The sequence below is a fragment of the Bradyrhizobium sp. WSM2254 genome (assembly GCF_000472645.1).
In the GTDB taxonomy this organism is placed as follows: Bacteria; Pseudomonadota; Alphaproteobacteria; order Rhizobiales; family Xanthobacteraceae; genus Bradyrhizobium; species Bradyrhizobium niftali.
Genome location: NZ_AXAB01000026.1, coordinates 99,431 through 113,291, shown reverse-complemented (window position 1 = coordinate 113,291; position 13,861 = coordinate 99,431). Strand labels below are relative to the sequence as shown.

The 13,861-nt window shown below is 59.7% G+C and carries 15 protein-coding genes and 1 pseudogene; 10 read left to right on the top strand and 6 right to left on the bottom strand.

Annotated elements, in window-relative coordinates:
* Positions 1 to 15 precede the first annotated feature (15 nt).
* Positions 16 to 227: pseudogene (locus A3M7_RS46845) on the bottom strand (transposase domain-containing protein); the annotation flags it as partial.
* On the bottom strand, positions 227 to 949 hold the full coding sequence (locus A3M7_RS0119970; protein ID WP_049823577.1) for a LuxR family transcriptional regulator: 723 nt from the start codon (positions 947 to 949) through the stop codon (positions 227 to 229). The pseudogene A3M7_RS46845 and the gene A3M7_RS0119970, both read right to left, overlap by 1 nt.
* 464 nt (positions 950 to 1,413) lie before the next feature.
* On the opposite strand from A3M7_RS0119970, the gene ald reads away from it, so the two are divergent.
* Positions 1,414 to 2,526, top strand: a complete 1,113-nt coding sequence (ald, locus tag A3M7_RS0119965) for an alanine dehydrogenase (protein WP_027545487.1) — start codon at positions 1,414 to 1,416, stop codon at positions 2,524 to 2,526.
* Positions 2,527 to 2,774: 248 nt separating this feature from the next.
* Here ald and A3M7_RS44670 read toward each other — a convergent pair whose 3' ends face one another.
* The 3 genes from A3M7_RS44670 to A3M7_RS44665 form a co-directional block, all read right to left on the bottom strand.
* The gene (locus tag A3M7_RS44670) at positions 2,775 to 3,386 is read right to left on the bottom strand and encodes an aminodeoxychorismate/anthranilate synthase component II (protein WP_049823576.1); all 612 of its coding nucleotides are present in this window, start codon (positions 3,384 to 3,386) and stop codon (positions 2,775 to 2,777) included.
* On the bottom strand, positions 3,383 to 4,792 hold the full coding sequence (gene pabB / locus A3M7_RS0119950; RefSeq protein ID WP_084302314.1) for an aminodeoxychorismate synthase component I: 1,410 nt from the start codon (positions 4,790 to 4,792) through the stop codon (positions 3,383 to 3,385). The genes A3M7_RS44670 and pabB overlap by 4 nt, the downstream gene beginning before the upstream one ends.
* Positions 4,793 to 4,888: 96 nt before the next feature.
* Positions 4,889 to 5,248, bottom strand: a complete 360-nt coding sequence (locus A3M7_RS44665) for a Dabb family protein (protein ID WP_049823586.1) — start codon at positions 5,246 to 5,248, stop codon at positions 4,889 to 4,891.
* Positions 5,249 to 7,033: 1,785 nt separating this feature from the next.
* On the opposite strand from A3M7_RS44665, the gene A3M7_RS0119940 reads away from it, so the two are divergent.
* Positions 7,034 to 7,468, top strand: coding sequence for a nuclear transport factor 2 family protein (locus tag A3M7_RS0119940; protein ID WP_027545484.1), 435 nt, complete (start codon positions 7,034 to 7,036; stop codon positions 7,466 to 7,468).
* 154 nt (positions 7,469 to 7,622) lie between these two features.
* On the opposite strand, the gene A3M7_RS0119935 is transcribed toward A3M7_RS0119940, so the two are convergent.
* Positions 7,623 to 8,255 (bottom strand): GntR family transcriptional regulator, encoded by a 633-nt coding sequence (locus tag A3M7_RS0119935; protein ID WP_371090206.1) that lies wholly within the window; start codon positions 8,253 to 8,255, stop codon positions 7,623 to 7,625.
* 126 nt (positions 8,256 to 8,381) lie between these two features.
* Between A3M7_RS0119935 and bioB the strand changes: the two genes are divergently transcribed.
* From bioB to A3M7_RS48700, 8 genes are all read left to right on the top strand, one after another.
* The gene (gene bioB, locus A3M7_RS0119930; RefSeq protein ID WP_027545482.1) at positions 8,382 to 9,377 is read left to right on the top strand and encodes a biotin synthase BioB; all 996 of its coding nucleotides are present in this window, start codon (positions 8,382 to 8,384) and stop codon (positions 9,375 to 9,377) included.
* Positions 9,378 to 9,428: 51 nt separating this feature from the next.
* Complete coding sequence (gene panD / locus A3M7_RS0119925; protein ID WP_027545481.1) at positions 9,429 to 9,782, top strand: aspartate 1-decarboxylase; 354 nt, start codon at positions 9,429 to 9,431, stop codon at positions 9,780 to 9,782.
* Positions 9,783 to 9,863: 81 nt separating this feature from the next.
* Complete coding sequence (locus tag A3M7_RS0119920) at positions 9,864 to 11,018, top strand: 8-amino-7-oxononanoate synthase (protein ID WP_027545480.1); 1,155 nt, start codon at positions 9,864 to 9,866, stop codon at positions 11,016 to 11,018.
* Positions 11,015 to 11,647 carry a dethiobiotin synthase gene (gene bioD, locus A3M7_RS0119915; RefSeq protein WP_027545479.1) on the top strand — a complete coding sequence of 211 codons (633 nt, stop codon included), beginning with the start codon at positions 11,015 to 11,017 and terminating at the stop codon, positions 11,645 to 11,647. The genes A3M7_RS0119920 and bioD overlap by 4 nt, the downstream gene beginning before the upstream one ends.
* The gene (locus A3M7_RS48710) at positions 11,644 to 11,916 is read left to right on the top strand and encodes a hypothetical protein (RefSeq protein WP_027545478.1); all 273 of its coding nucleotides are present in this window, start codon (positions 11,644 to 11,646) and stop codon (positions 11,914 to 11,916) included. Before bioD ends, A3M7_RS48710 begins: the two co-directional genes overlap by 4 nt.
* A 127-nt stretch (positions 11,917 to 12,043) precedes the next feature.
* On the top strand, positions 12,044 to 12,226 hold the full coding sequence (locus A3M7_RS49745; protein WP_198033782.1) for a hypothetical protein: 183 nt from the start codon (positions 12,044 to 12,046) through the stop codon (positions 12,224 to 12,226).
* Positions 12,223 to 13,488: an adenosylmethionine--8-amino-7-oxononanoate transaminase gene (locus A3M7_RS0119905; RefSeq protein ID WP_027545477.1), complete on the top strand. Its 1,266-nt coding sequence runs from the start codon at positions 12,223 to 12,225 to the stop codon at positions 13,486 to 13,488. Before A3M7_RS49745 ends, A3M7_RS0119905 begins: the two co-directional genes overlap by 4 nt.
* Positions 13,475 to 13,837, top strand: coding sequence for a hypothetical protein (locus A3M7_RS48700; protein ID WP_156936941.1), 363 nt, complete (start codon positions 13,475 to 13,477; stop codon positions 13,835 to 13,837). Before A3M7_RS0119905 ends, A3M7_RS48700 begins: the two co-directional genes overlap by 14 nt.
* Positions 13,838 to 13,861 lie beyond the last annotated feature (24 nt).

Sequence of the window (13,861 nt, the reverse complement as noted above, 5' to 3'; positions counted from 1 at the left end):
CATCGTTTACCCTCGTTAGCTCATCTTGGTCGGCAAGCTGATGGACTCAAGCCGCATGGCGACGCTTTGAGGGCGCCAATTCCAAGGTCGAAGTGCTGGATGCGCTTGGCGGGATGACCCGGCAGACGGGCCAGTATGTCTGCGAGCCGGGCCTGGGGATCGATGTCGTTGAGCTTGGCGGAAGCGATGACGGTGTAGATGGCCGCGGCGCGCCGGCCGCCCGCATCTAGGTCTTTCGGCCAGCGGCAACAAAACGCGCGACGGCCTGGATCGTCGATCGAACGCCCAGCTTGGTCCTGGCGTTGTCCAGGTGAAATGCGACCGTATGGTGAGAAATGCCCATGATGCGGCCAATCTCCCAGGAAGATTTTCCCTGGGCGGCCCAATTTAGGCATTCGATCTCCCGCCGAGAAAGCGAGACGCCATCAATCTGATCGCAGGCACGCAGCTTACGTTGTGCATGTGCATGGAAAACCGTTGCCATAAAAGGAAGTATACGAGCATGCCGCCGTAGGGAACGTCCGAAGGACGCAGCTCGTTCGTTGGCGGCAAATGTGACCGTGGCAACAGCGACGCCGCTCTCGTGAATCGGAACGGTGAAGCCGCAGCGAATGCCAAATCGGGCGGCCTCCTCGAAGAGCTGGCGGGCAGGCTCCGAATGTACTTCTGGTCCGAGACCAAGGCCCCACTCAAAGGCCTTGTCCCGGCGAAGGGATTGGATAATCACGGGGTCGAACCGATGATACTGCTGCTGGACGTAATGCGAAGTCCAACTTGATGGATAGGTCGAAATCAGAAGCGGCTGCGCGTCTGGTCTGGAAGGTAAAGCGAGGTAGGCGAAACAACACAGATCGAGCGCGGCAGCAGTTTCGGCCATCCCCAGCCTAAGGTCGTCGACGTCAGTACTTTCGATGAGTTGATCGATGAAAGCTTGGAAAACGTAACGCATTGTCCTTCTCGCTGCAGGCACTCGAAAAATCACACGTTTGACTTTCGCCTCAATCGGTACACTCAGATATCGGGCTCTTACGCCATCACTTCATGCCACACGGACAACGCCTGGATGCAACCAGGATAATGCGCGATTGCGGTGAAATCTGAGCGCTTGCCTCTAATGATGAGATCAAGTCGGTTCACGTCAAGTCGTGCTTCATATCTTGTGATTGTTTGGATGCGGCATCCCATAGCCGCGCGATCGCAGTGGCAAACGGTTTCCCTCGACACGAGAATTCGGTCCGGTAATCCGCCACTTACGGCTGCTCATCGACGATTGCGATGTGGGTCTCGTTCGCTTCTTTGAAATCCTGCGTGATTGCACAAAGAATCGCGGAATTTCAGCGCGACTTGGCTCCACTTTCGCAAGTTTGCACCGCGATTCCCACTAGAAGGGGGCGGTCCAAGAGGAGATTCCAAATGAAGGTCGGTGTTCCCAAGGAGATCAAGACGCACGAATACCGCGTGGGCCTGACTCCTGGGGCAGTCCGCGAATATGTGGCCGCGGGCCACAGCGTGCTGATCGAGACCACGGCCGGTGCTGGCATCGGCGCAACAGACGACCAGTACCGCAAGGCTGGCGCGACGATCCTGGGGTCCGCTCACGATGTATTCGCATCGAGCGAGATGATCGTAAAGGTCAAGGAGCCCCAGCCTTCGGAATGGACCCAGCTGCGAGAGAACCAGATCCTCTTCACATATCTGCATCTGGCGCCGGACCCCGAGCAGGCTAAGGGCCTCATAAAGTCCGGATGTACCGCCATAGCCTACGAGACCGTGACTGGTCCGGCTGGCGGGCTTCCGCTGCTTGCGCCGATGAGCGAAGTTGCGGGCAGGCTTGCGATCGAAGCCGCGGGCGCGGCGCTGAGGCGGTACGCAGGCGGGCGGGGGCTGTTGATCGGCGGCGTGCCCGGTGTGCAGCCGGCCCGTATCGTTGTGATCGGAGGCGGGGTTGTTGGTGCACATGCCGCTCGGATGGCGGCGGGATTGGGTGCCGAGGTCACGATCCTCGATCGTTCGATTCCCCGGCTTCGCGAACTGGACGAACTATTCGAGGGACGCGTTCGCACCAGGTTCTCGACCATAGACGCCGTTGAGGAGGAAGTCTTTGCAGCGGACGTTGTCATCGGGGCGGTGCTCGTTCCCGGCGCCAGCGCGCCGAAGCTGGTCAGTCGCGGCATGTTGAGCTCGATGCGCAAGGGCTCCGTCATCGTGGACGTAGCTATCGATCAGGGCGGATGCTTCGAGACCTCGCGTCCGACGACGCATGCGGATCCAACCTACGAGGTGGACGGCGTCATTCATTACTGCGTCGCCAATATGCCCGGAGCTGTCCCGCTCACCTCAAGCCAGGCATTGAACAACGCCACGCTGCCCTTTGGTTTGGCTCTCGCCAACAGGGGATTTGCAGCCGTGCTCGAGAATCCGCATCTGCGCGCAGGCCTCAATGTCTATCGGGGCCGGCTAACTTATAAGGCCGTGGCCGAGAGTCTCGGCCTGCCCTTCTCACCGATCGAACAGGCCGCGGCCTGATCCCCAGAGGCTCCTTAGGGGGCGTTTTCCTCCCTTACTTGGGCCACTCCTTCCTCCGGAGTGGCCCTTTTTTTGGAGGAGAGCCAGCGCAACTCCGCGCAAGACAGCGTGACTTGCCCTCAGGCTGCGATTTCGCACGACCATCACCGCTGATGGGGGCGCCGGGCGTCGGCATCGGCCAGAAGCGGTGGACCCGTTCGCGCGCGAGCGACATTGCTTGCGACGAGATCGAACCGCTGCCGAGCCAGTCACAGCGATCCGGCAGTTGGCTCGATCTTGGCCCAGGAAGCCTCCGTCAGGCGTAAGAAGTTCATAAGCAGCACGTGCCCTTGCTCCGTGAGCATCGATTCCGGATGAAACTGCACGCCAAATGTTGGTTGGAAACGATGTGCGAGCGCCATGACCTCGCCTTCGTCCGAACGCGCTGTCACCGTAAGATGCGGGGCGCGAGCCTCATCGAGCTCAACAACAAGAGAATGGTAGCGTCCAACGCGAAGTGGGGATGGGAGCTCCTTGAACAGCCCTCGACCATCGTGCGTGACATACGAGGACCGACCGTGCATAGGGCGACGTGCACGCGCCACGCCTCCGCCGAAAGCGCTTCCGATACACTGATGTCCGAGGCAAATGCCGAGAAGTGGTACGCGACCTGAAAGCTCGCGAACGACGGCCGTGGATATTCCGGCCTCAAGTGGAGTGCAGGGACCCGGTGAGATGACCACTGCGCGCGGCTTCAAGCCAACAAGGTCCCTGACGCTGATCTCGTCGTTCCGGACCACCTCCGTTGCCTCACCAAGGTTGCGGAAATAGCGGGCAATGTTGAAGACGAAGGAATCGTAGTTGTCGATGATGACAATCAAACTGCACCGGATCGTTCAGCACGAAACGCATCGAAAATGCGCTTCGCCTTGGCGAGCGTCTCCTCGTATTCGGCCTCTGGGTCCGACATCGCCGTGATCCCGCTGCCTGCATGAAAGACAGCCACATCGCCGTCGATCGTTACAGTGCGAATCGCAATGTTCGTGTCCATGTGCCCATTAAAACCAATGAAGCCGATCGCCCCGCAATAGAGCTCGCGTGCCACACGCTCGATTTCCGCTATGATTTCCATCGAGCGCACCTTTGGCGCTCCGGTAATAGAGCCGCCGGGAAAGCAAGCGCGAAGTAAGGTAACTGCGTCCTGGTCTCCTGCAAGTTCACCCGTAACGACCGACACGAGGTGGTGCACCGAGGCATAGGATTCGAGGTCGCACAGCGCTGGAACTTCGATCGAACGCGCAGTGCAGACACGTGACAGATCGTTGCGTAGGAGGTCGACGATCATGACGTTCTCGGCGCGGTCCTTTTCAGACGCAACGAGGATTTCACCTCGGCGTTGGTCTTCCTTCCAATCAGCGGAACGCGCGATCGTGCCTTTGATGGGGCGTGTTTCGACCCGACCTCCACCAAGCTTCAGGAAACGCTCCGGCGAGCTCGATGCGACGGTCAGCTTGCCATAGCGCAGGAACGCCCCAAAGGGTGCGGGGTTCAATGATCGTAGCTGGCTGTAGAAGGTGAGGGGGTCGAAGGAAGTTGGCACCCTCGCGCTGAAGCGTTGCGCAATGTTGGCTTGGAAGACGTCTCCGGCCAGAATCAAGTCGACGACGCGCTTGACCGCCGCAACATAGTCCTCGCGGCTGAAGTTCGAATGCCAGGCCCCCACCCTGCAGGAGGATGCATCCCGCGGCGTCTCTGGGTTGGCAAGCAGTGCTGCAAATTCGTCGGCTCGACGGCGTGCACGCTCTGCGCGACGTACAGGATCCTGCTCCGGCCAACCGGTGGAAATGATCCGGCATTTGTTGTGCCGGTGGTCGTAGCTCACGACTACGTCATAGAAATGCAGGAGCGATTGGGGCAAACCCTGGCCGGGAATTGCGGGCGTCGGCAAGTGCTCTAACGTCCTGTTTAGATCGTAAGCTAGGAAGCCGGCCGCGCCTCCCTGGAACGGGGGGAGATCGGAGCGATGCTCTTGCGAATAGTTGGCGAGAAGGGCGCGAAGAGCTTCCCACGGGTCGCCCTTAAGAGGGTCTCCGTTCCAACTCGCCTGTCCGTCCGCTACCATAAAGGTACTGAACGGGTCGCAGCTCAGATATGAATAGCGGCCGAGCAATTCATGCCTGGCCGCGCTATCGAGAAACGTAAGCTGCGGTCGATGCGCCAGACATCGCATCGCCGTCACGGGCTCGATCCACTGCAGCTCGCGGACGTGCACTGGGCTGTCAGTCACTGATGACTTGCCTGCTGTGAGATGTGCTCAGATTGTGATCCCGAGCCGACCGAGCGCTCGTCTGGGACCCGAGGACCATTGAGGCCGATTGTCAGGTTAGCCCCCGCCAGTCGGCTCGAGGCGCCGAGCAACTTGACCTCTTGCTGCCGTTGAGGCCGAGCGCGCATCCGTTGATACGGTGTAATCGGCCGCAAACCGCAGCTCGCGGAGCGGTCGCACCCGGCTAATCGATTCCTGGTATAGCTCATGAGCCCTGTAGGCTGCGAGTTCCCTCTCGTTGTCGAACTCACCGTAGACCACAACGTCGATATCGTTGCCGAACTGGTCGGTCTTGCGATTGCGACCAACCTCGAGCAGGCGTGCATGTGGGATTGTGGTGAGAACTGACAGGCCTTCGATCATTTCGTCGATCTGGGCCTTATCCTTGGCGGTAAACAAAACGATGTGACGAATCATGAATGGGCCTGGGATGATAGCGGAAGTAGGCGCATAACTATCTTGGCATTGAGCCCGCTGCAACATTTCCGCAGCGGGTCGCAATCGCCGCAACGGCCTTGCTGCTGGAGCTTCTGCCCGCGGTCAAGCGGGGCGCCATTTGCGGAACGTGGCCGTGGTCCAGGCCTAGCCCGCGCGCTCCAGATCCCGCGACGTGAGCCGTCGGCACTCGGGCGGTCATAGTTGCCTCGGTGTCAGGGTGAAACCGCCCTCGAACCCAGCCACATGCCATCGGTCTTGCAGCTCTTCTTGTTGGGATATGAAGAGACGAAGGTGCCGCGTGAATTCGTCGTTCGTCCATGAGCGCTGGTCAACAGCACAACCCGGCACTCGGGGGAGGCAGAGCCGCTCCTGAGGTGCAACCCACATCGGCTTTTTGAGGTGGTTGATGGTCGCGGCGCGTGAGCGCTCCGGCTTTGTCGAGACGGCATCGCGATCGGGGCGGCCACGGCCTGGGCGACACGCTCGAGACGTCGTCCTCGATAGGCCCGTCGCGCGCAGCCACTCTAGAGGTTGCGGAAACAGCTTTGGGCGACAGATCTCCGATCGGGCTCAGCTGGTCGGATGTCAGCCGATCGTTCCTCTGCAGTACGGCCGCTATGCCGGACCAATAGTCGATTTATACGATGAACTTCTGCGCCAAATAGAGAAACGTCGCATGATGTATGCGCAGGCGGGAAGGAGATTGGCGATTTTCTTCTAGAACAAAGAGATAAACTTTGCGCTTATCGACGGTGCCCGATCGTAAGGTGCGCAGGTCAAGGTCAAAGCAACGAGTGCAGGCGGAAATGGATGCCAAGCGCGACGCGGATTGAGCTACGTCGCGCCCGGCCCGGCCCGGCCCGGCCCGGCCCGGCCCCGCCGCGCGTCGCAAGCCTGAGCCCTCCAGCGAGCAATGGGAGATGCAGGAATTGGAGACTGACATGTCCAAAGACCATCAAAAAATTCAGCGCAACATAGTCAAACGGTGCGCCATTTGCGCCGGAAAGTTTGGCCTCATTCGTTACTACTCTTCGCGAACCGCCCTCTGTTCAAAGAGGTGCGTTGAGCACTTCAAGTCCCGTTGCGAAGCGGACAGCAATTGGTTACGGCGATTGCCGGCCGCCTGAGCGGTCATCGGCGGCTGCGACGGCGCCCGACCCTGAGGACGCGTCTCCTACTGCGGTCCGGAGAGCCGCATGTTTACTGCGGCGCCGAAATCGTTGACGTCGAACAGCGCGCGATAATCTCGCGAACTGCGCACCGACCGCGGGGAAGGCATAGATCTCCATTATGAAGTTCGTATTGGTCAATCACAGGGCCCCGCTTAACAGGGCGGCCTGCACCGCATGCGCGGAAGATCTCGGCACCGGATACCTGCGGGACGTGTCGACGCAGAGGCCGTACTGTGGTTACGATTGCTACCTTCGCAACGAAGCCAGGAGCCTGTTGATGCCCTGGCTGAAAACGTCCTGTGCCGAAGCGGATGCCTCGAAGTATCACGCCTCGCCGCTTGAACTCATGACGTCGTTTGCCGGATCATCCTACTGGTATTCGATGTCACTTGCAGCCTTGCGGGTGGGGGAGCTCATGGCCGTAACGCTTTCCAACACTGTGCGCGAGGGAACATGGACGTTTGGTTCGCCCCCGTGGCGGGGCTATGGAGGTGGCCCCAGCCCACCGCAATGAGGTCCGCCGAGCTAGATGCGTCGATACAGATACCAAGAAGCAGCTCCGTTATTGCAAACTGGTTTCAGGAACACCAAAATGACGGAGCATAGCTTCTGGCGCTTCTCGCGAACGTTGCATCGCGCGATCAATGACCGGCATTTTGAGGACATCGAGGCCCTCCTCGACGAGGACGTCGATTGGACGCTTTATGGTCCGATCGACATGTTTCCATTTCTCGGCACTCGGCATGGCAAGCGCGCCGTGCTCGACGTCATCCGGGAGATCTCTGACAATGTCCAGATTCGCCGTTTCGACCGCGAGACCACCATGCTCGGCGTGGATTCCGCAGCCTCCATGCTGCGCTGTTCCCTAACGGCGCGGGAATCCCACAAGTCGATCTCGCTGCGCGCGGCGCAGTTCGCCCAGTTCAAGGCCGGTCGGCTCATCAGCATGCGTGTGCTCGTCGACACCTTTGATCTCGTCGAGCAGGCACTCGGCCGGCAAATTCATCTCCCGAAGATGGCAAACTGAGGTGAGGGGCGCCTGTGGGTCTCTCCCTCTTGGGGTCGTCGACGGCGCATGCGCGATGCTTACGCCGGACGCGATCGCGTCTTCATCGCGTGGTGATGATGGCGATCGGCGTCAACCTAGAAAACTTCGTCAACGGACCGGAAGCCTCTTCCAGTCAGGAGGCGGGAAGCGCAAGGCGCTCAATGGTTTGAATGTGGCGCGCGAGCAGGTTGCAGGCTTGATCGACGTTGCGGGCTCGCAGGGCCTGCAGAATCAGCCGGTGATCCTGGTTGGACCGCGGTCGCCAGCCGGCACTTCGCGCCATTGCGAACACCAACCGCGAATTTGCAAGTTGCAGTCCATCGAGACTAGCGAGCAGGCGCGGCATTGCGCAGGGCGAAACCAGCGCGTGATGAAAGGCGCGGTTGGCCATTTCAAACTCCTCAATTGTCTCGGCATTATCTCCTTCAATAAGGGCGAGCTCGATCCGTGCCAAATGAGCCGATGTCAGCTTTGGAGCCGCATTGCGCAATGCGACCACTTCGAGCGCGGCGCGCATCTCGGCGATCTCCTTCACCGCCTTGGTGTCGAGAGGAGCAACCCGTACGCCGCGACGGGGCCGAGCTACGACAAGGTGTTGGGCTTCCAGCTGCCGAAAGGCCTCGCGGACGGGAACGTGACTGGAATTGAACTGCCGCGCGACATGATCCTGCCGGAGTGGAGCGTCTGGCTGCAGCGCGCCGGAGATAATGCGTTCGCTGATCGAGTCAGCGATGCGGCCGGCAACCGTCGTGTTCTCGTCCATCATCATAGATTATCTACCAGAAAAACGAATGCGTTCACTTAGAACATCCTCTAGCATTGGTCGAGGCTCGTTATCATAGATAATCGCTCGCTTTATCTATGATTGATCGTGAATGGGGGCGCGGCTCTTATGGTTGCTGCTGTGGACGTGAAGCGAAGCGACGGAGGCAACAGCGCGCAGCTTCGTCGAGACTGGATGCGGGCCGAGGCCGAAGCACTCTATGACCTGCCGTTTGCCGACTTGATGTTTCAGGCGCAGAGCCTTCATCGCGCCAATTTCGATCCAAACCACGTCGAAACCGCAAGCCTGCTCAGCATCAAGACCGGCGGCTGTCCGGAAAACTGCGGCTACTGCTCGCAGAGCGCGCACTACGACACCGGTCTGAAAGCCACCCGCCTGATGGATCGCGCCGATGTGGTCGCCAGCGCGCAGCGCGCCAAGGATGCCGGAGCGACTCGCTTCTGCATGGCGGCGGCCTGGCGCAGTCCAAAAGACTGCGATCTTGATCAGGTCTGCGACATGGTGAGTGCGGTCAAGGGTCTCGGCATGGAGACCTGCGTCACGCTCGGTATGCTGACGCCGAAGCAGGCTACGCGCCTCTCAGAGGCCGGGCTCGACTTCTACAACCACAACGTCGATACCTCGCCGGACTTCTACGGCAAGATCATCACCACGCGCACCTTGCAGGACCGCATCGACACGCTTGCACATGTGCGCGAGGCTGGCATCAAGGTCTGCTGCGGCGGCATTATCGGCATGGGCGAGGGCGTCGAGGACCGCCTTTCCATGCTCGTCCTGCTCGCCAATTTCTTCCGTCATCCGGAAAGCGTGCCAATCAATCTGTGGAACCAGGTCAAGGGCGTGCCGGTCGATGAAATGGCAGAGCGTCCCGATCCGATCGCGCTGGTGCGTCTGGTCGCAACGGCCCGCATCATGATGCCGAAGAGCGTGATACGTCTGTCGGCCGGACGGCAGTATATGACGGACGAACTGCAGGCGCTGTGCTTTTTGGCTGGCGCGAATTCAATCTTCCTCGGCGACGTGCTGTTGACCACGAAGAATCCGAAAGTCGACCGCGACGCCAATTTGCTGCGCCGGCTCGGCATCACGTCGGGGCTGTCTTGAGTGAAACGGTTCGGCGAGCCCGGCTGAGCAAAATTCCAATGTAGGTGACGCATGCAGATTACGTTGATGAAAGGCAAAATCCATCGCGCCTCGGTCACTGAAGCCGATCTGCACCATGAAGGATCGATTTCGATCGATCGCGCGCTGTTGGACGCTGCGGGACTCCTGATCAACGAGCGCGTCGAAATCTTTAACATCGACACCGGCACACGCTTTGCCACCTATGTGATCGAGGCACCCAAGGGGTCCGGCATGATAGGCCTCAATGGTGCGGCCGCGCGACTTGCGATGCCTGGAGATAAGGTCATCATCGTTGCCTATGCCTCCCTTGATGAGGTGGAAGCAAAGACGTTCAGGCCACGCGTTGTGCTGGTTGACCGGGAGAACCGCATCTTACCGGGTTGAAAGCAGACGGGCCGATGCCGGAGCCATTGTCCTGGCGGCCGATGAAATTTGCATGATTTATGGCGACCCTGGGAGGGGTGAATGAGCTCAATCCATACGGCCAAAGTCGCCGACTATGTCGCGGCGTTGCATGCCCTGAAAGAGGATGACCGGCTGCGCCGCCTTAGGCCGCGCGAAGGCATCGATTTTGTATCGAACGACTATCTTGCGCTTGCGAGCGCCCCGCGCATGAAAAAGGCAGTTTTGGCGGCGCTCGAGGCCGGCACTCCGATCGGAGCGGGTGGGTCGCGGCTTCTGCGCGGCAATTGCGAGGAGCATGAACGTCTCGAAGCAGAAGCGGCTCGGTTCTTTGGGGCGGAGACGGCGCTCTTCTTTGGCGGCGGTTATGTCGCGAATTTTGCGGTTTTGACAACGTTGCCGCAGCGCGGCGATCTGCTCGTTCTCGATGCTCTCGTACACGCAAGCATCCATGAAGGTGCGCGAGCTGGCCGGGCCGACTTTCGCATAAGCGCCCATAACGACCCCCAGTCGGTCGAAAGCACAATCCGCGACTGGCGTACCCAGGGCGGAATGGGCCGTGTCTGGATCGTGGTTGAAAGTCTCTACAGCATGGATGGCGACTTTGCGCCGCTCGAAGACCTCGTCGCGATCGCGGACCGGCACGACGGGTTCCTGATGGTCGATGAGGCCCATGCCACAGGCGTCTACGGGGAGCTGGGACGAGGACTGGCCGCCTCCTATGAGGGGCGAGGAAATCTGTTGGTCGTTCATACCTGCGGCAAGGCGCTGGGCGCTGCAGGCGCGCTCGTCACTGCCTCAACGGCCATGCGCGACTTCATGGTCAATCGCTGCCGCCCGTTTATCTTCGCCACAGCGCCCTCACCATTGATGGCCGTTGCCGTGCGGGAGGCCCTGTTCATCCTGCAGCAGGAACCCGAGCGGCAGCAGCGTCTGGCCAAGCTTGTCGCGTTCACGCATCGGGAGATCGGCGTGCGCGGCGGGCAAATTCCTTCGACCTCGCAGATCGTGCCCTATATTGTCGGCGACAACGCGCGGGCGATGCGGCTCGCATCGAGACTGCAGGCTCGCGGTTTCGATATCCGCGGAATCCGGCCGCCAACCGTTCCCGCGGGCACGGCCCGTTTGCGAATTTCACTGACACTCAACGTCGGGGAGGATGACGTGCGTGCAATGCTCGATGCGCTGTTCGAGGAGACGAGAGGTGAAGCCCGATGAGCCAGCAGATCGTCGTGACAGGCACAGATACCGGGATCGGAAAGACGGTGTTTTCCGCAGGCCTCGCCAATCTCCTCGGCGCGAACTATTGGAAACCGATTCAGGCCGGCCTCGAAGAAGAGACCGATACTGAGGTCGTTACGCGGCTGGCCAGTCTCCCAGGCGATCGCATCGTGCCGGAGGTTTACCGCCTTCGGACGCCGGCTTCTCCGCACTATTCCGCCGAAATCGACGGAGTTCGCATCGACGCGGACTCGCTCCATGTGCCGGAGACCGGCGAGCGACCGCTCGTGATCGAGGGTGCCGGCGGGCTAATGGTACCACTGAACGGCAGCACACTTTATATTGACATCTTCGAGCGTTGGCGGCTTCCCGTCCTGCTTTGCGCCAGCACGCGACTAGGGACGATCAATCACTCGCTGCTCTCGATAGAAGCTCTGCGAAAGCGCCAGATTCAGATTCTTGGGATAGCATTCATTGGCGAAAGAAATGCAGAAACGCAGAGCGCAATTCGCGAGATGGGTCGGGTGCGTTGGTTGGGGCGATTGCCCTGGCTTTCGCCTCTCACACCGGACATGCTGCAGGACGCGTTCAAGAGCTCGTTCCGTGCCGACGATTTCAGGCCATGATGCCCATCAACATGACCTCAACCCAAGAAGTCGTCGATCTGGCATCGGTTCACGCAATACTGGATGACTTCTTGGTTTCAAAAAGCTGGTTTGAGTCTCGGCCCATTCCTGCAGATGGTGAAGCTCGTCGCGTCCCCTTCAATTCGCCGCTCGAAGCAAGATACATGTCGGTTGACGGCTGCTTCGCAGGCAACTGCCTCGTTCTGAACACGGGGGAGATGGCGCTCTCCTTGAGAATATTCAGCCAACGCTGGATGAGTCCATTTTGATCTTCACGTCAGCGGCAAGGCCGGTTTTTCGACGATGCAAGAGAGCATGGGTTCGGGGCAGCAAGATGAATGTCGGGTATCAGCGCTAGCTTCGCAAGGCATTTGTAGGAAGCAAATAGGAGCAACAATGCGCCGCGTCTACGTCGATCGGATCAATACCTTCATTGCGGAAGGAAAGAACGTGCACGAGTTGCGAGAGCGATCGGGTGTGCGTTGGCTTGGGCGAGTGCCCAGGCTGTTTCCTCTCGCTGCAAACACGCCACAGCCCGCGCTCAAGGCCTCATTCCGTGGTGATGATTTCAAGTCATGACGCCAAAGAAGAAGTCGGCGATCTGGCATCCGTTCACGCAACACGCGCTTCAGGGCGAGATGACAAGGGTTCTGCGTGGCAATGGTGCTTATCTCTACACCGCGGATGACCGCCGAATCATCGATGCAATCTCATCCTGGTGGGTCGTGACCCACGGTCATTGCCAACCGCACATTGTCAGTGCGATTCAGGAACAGGCGGGCAAACTCAACCAGATCATCTTTGCCGGCTATACCCACGATCCGGCTGAGGAGGTTGCGGCGCTACTCTTGAAGCTCGCACCCCGTGGGCTCGACCATGTCTTCTTCTCCGACAGCGGCTCCACGAGTGTGGAAGTCGCCTTGAAAATGGCGATCGGCTATTGGAATAATATCGGCGAGCCGCGGACACGCATTGTCGTGATGCAACATTCCTATCACGGCGATACAATTGGGGCGATGTCGGTGGGGGCCCGGGGCGTGTTCAATGACGCATACGGGTCCTTGCTGTTCGACGTTACCGCAATTCCGTTCCCTGCGGAAGGCTGTGAGCAGGCAACCCTCGATGCGCTCGAGTCCGCATGCCGAAACGAAATTCCCGCCGCCTTTATTGTAGAGCCTCTGATTTTGGGGGCAGGCGGGATGCTGATCTACCCCGCTTGGTTGCTAAGGGAGATGAGGCGGATCTGCGAGGCGTCTGACGTCCTGTTCATTGCCGACGAGGTCATGACGGGCTGGGGCCGTACCGGAACGCTATTTGCCTGCGAGCAGGCCAATATCACTCCAGATATCGCCTGCTATTCGAAAGGCCTCACCGGAGGGGCGCTCCCACTGGCAGTGACGCTCTGCCGCGCGGATATATTCGATGCGCATTACTCAAAAGATCGTACGCGTACGTTCTTTCATTCGAGTTCATATACCGCGAATCCGGTGGCCTGCGCCGCCGCAAAAGCGAATCTGGATCTGTGGCAAGATCAGGAATCTCGCCGCCGCGTCGCGTCTGTCGCCACGATGCAAGAGCATGCAATCGAGCCATTCCGCGCCGATCCGCGCTTTGCAAACGTCCGTCGGACCGGCACCATCACAGCGCTCGATCTGAAAACGAGCGATCCGGGGTATCTGGCAAACATCGGTCCGAAGCTTCAGGCCTTCTTCGAGCGCCGAAATCTCCTGCTGCGACCGCTCGGCAACACGATCTACGTGATGCCACCTTATTGCGTCACGGCCGCAGATCTTGATCAGATCTACGCCGGTATCAGGGATGCTGCCGATGCGGTGGCTTGAAGGTGCGGTCGAGCGCGAGCTAACGGAACCCAATTGCTGCCATAAGACGAATATGCTGGCCGAACCTGAACCTGCCGATAGCTTTGGCAAAGCATCCGAGCCGCTCTCGCAGATATGCCCGATGCCGGGCCGGGCGCAAACTCGCCAGATGTGGGAAGAGCGGTACCGCGCTGTCGCGGTGGTGGCCGGCGCGATTCAAAATCGCTCCGCGCAAATGTGGCGGCTGGAAAAGCTTGCGCTTCTGATGATTGCGCAATCATTAGACGTTTCTATCTGCCCGCCGCTGGCTTTGGAAACGTGCCTCTCCGTTTCGCCTCCACCATTGACAGTCTTCTCTCAGCTTCCGTAGGAAGCCCCGAGTCCGGGGATGCGG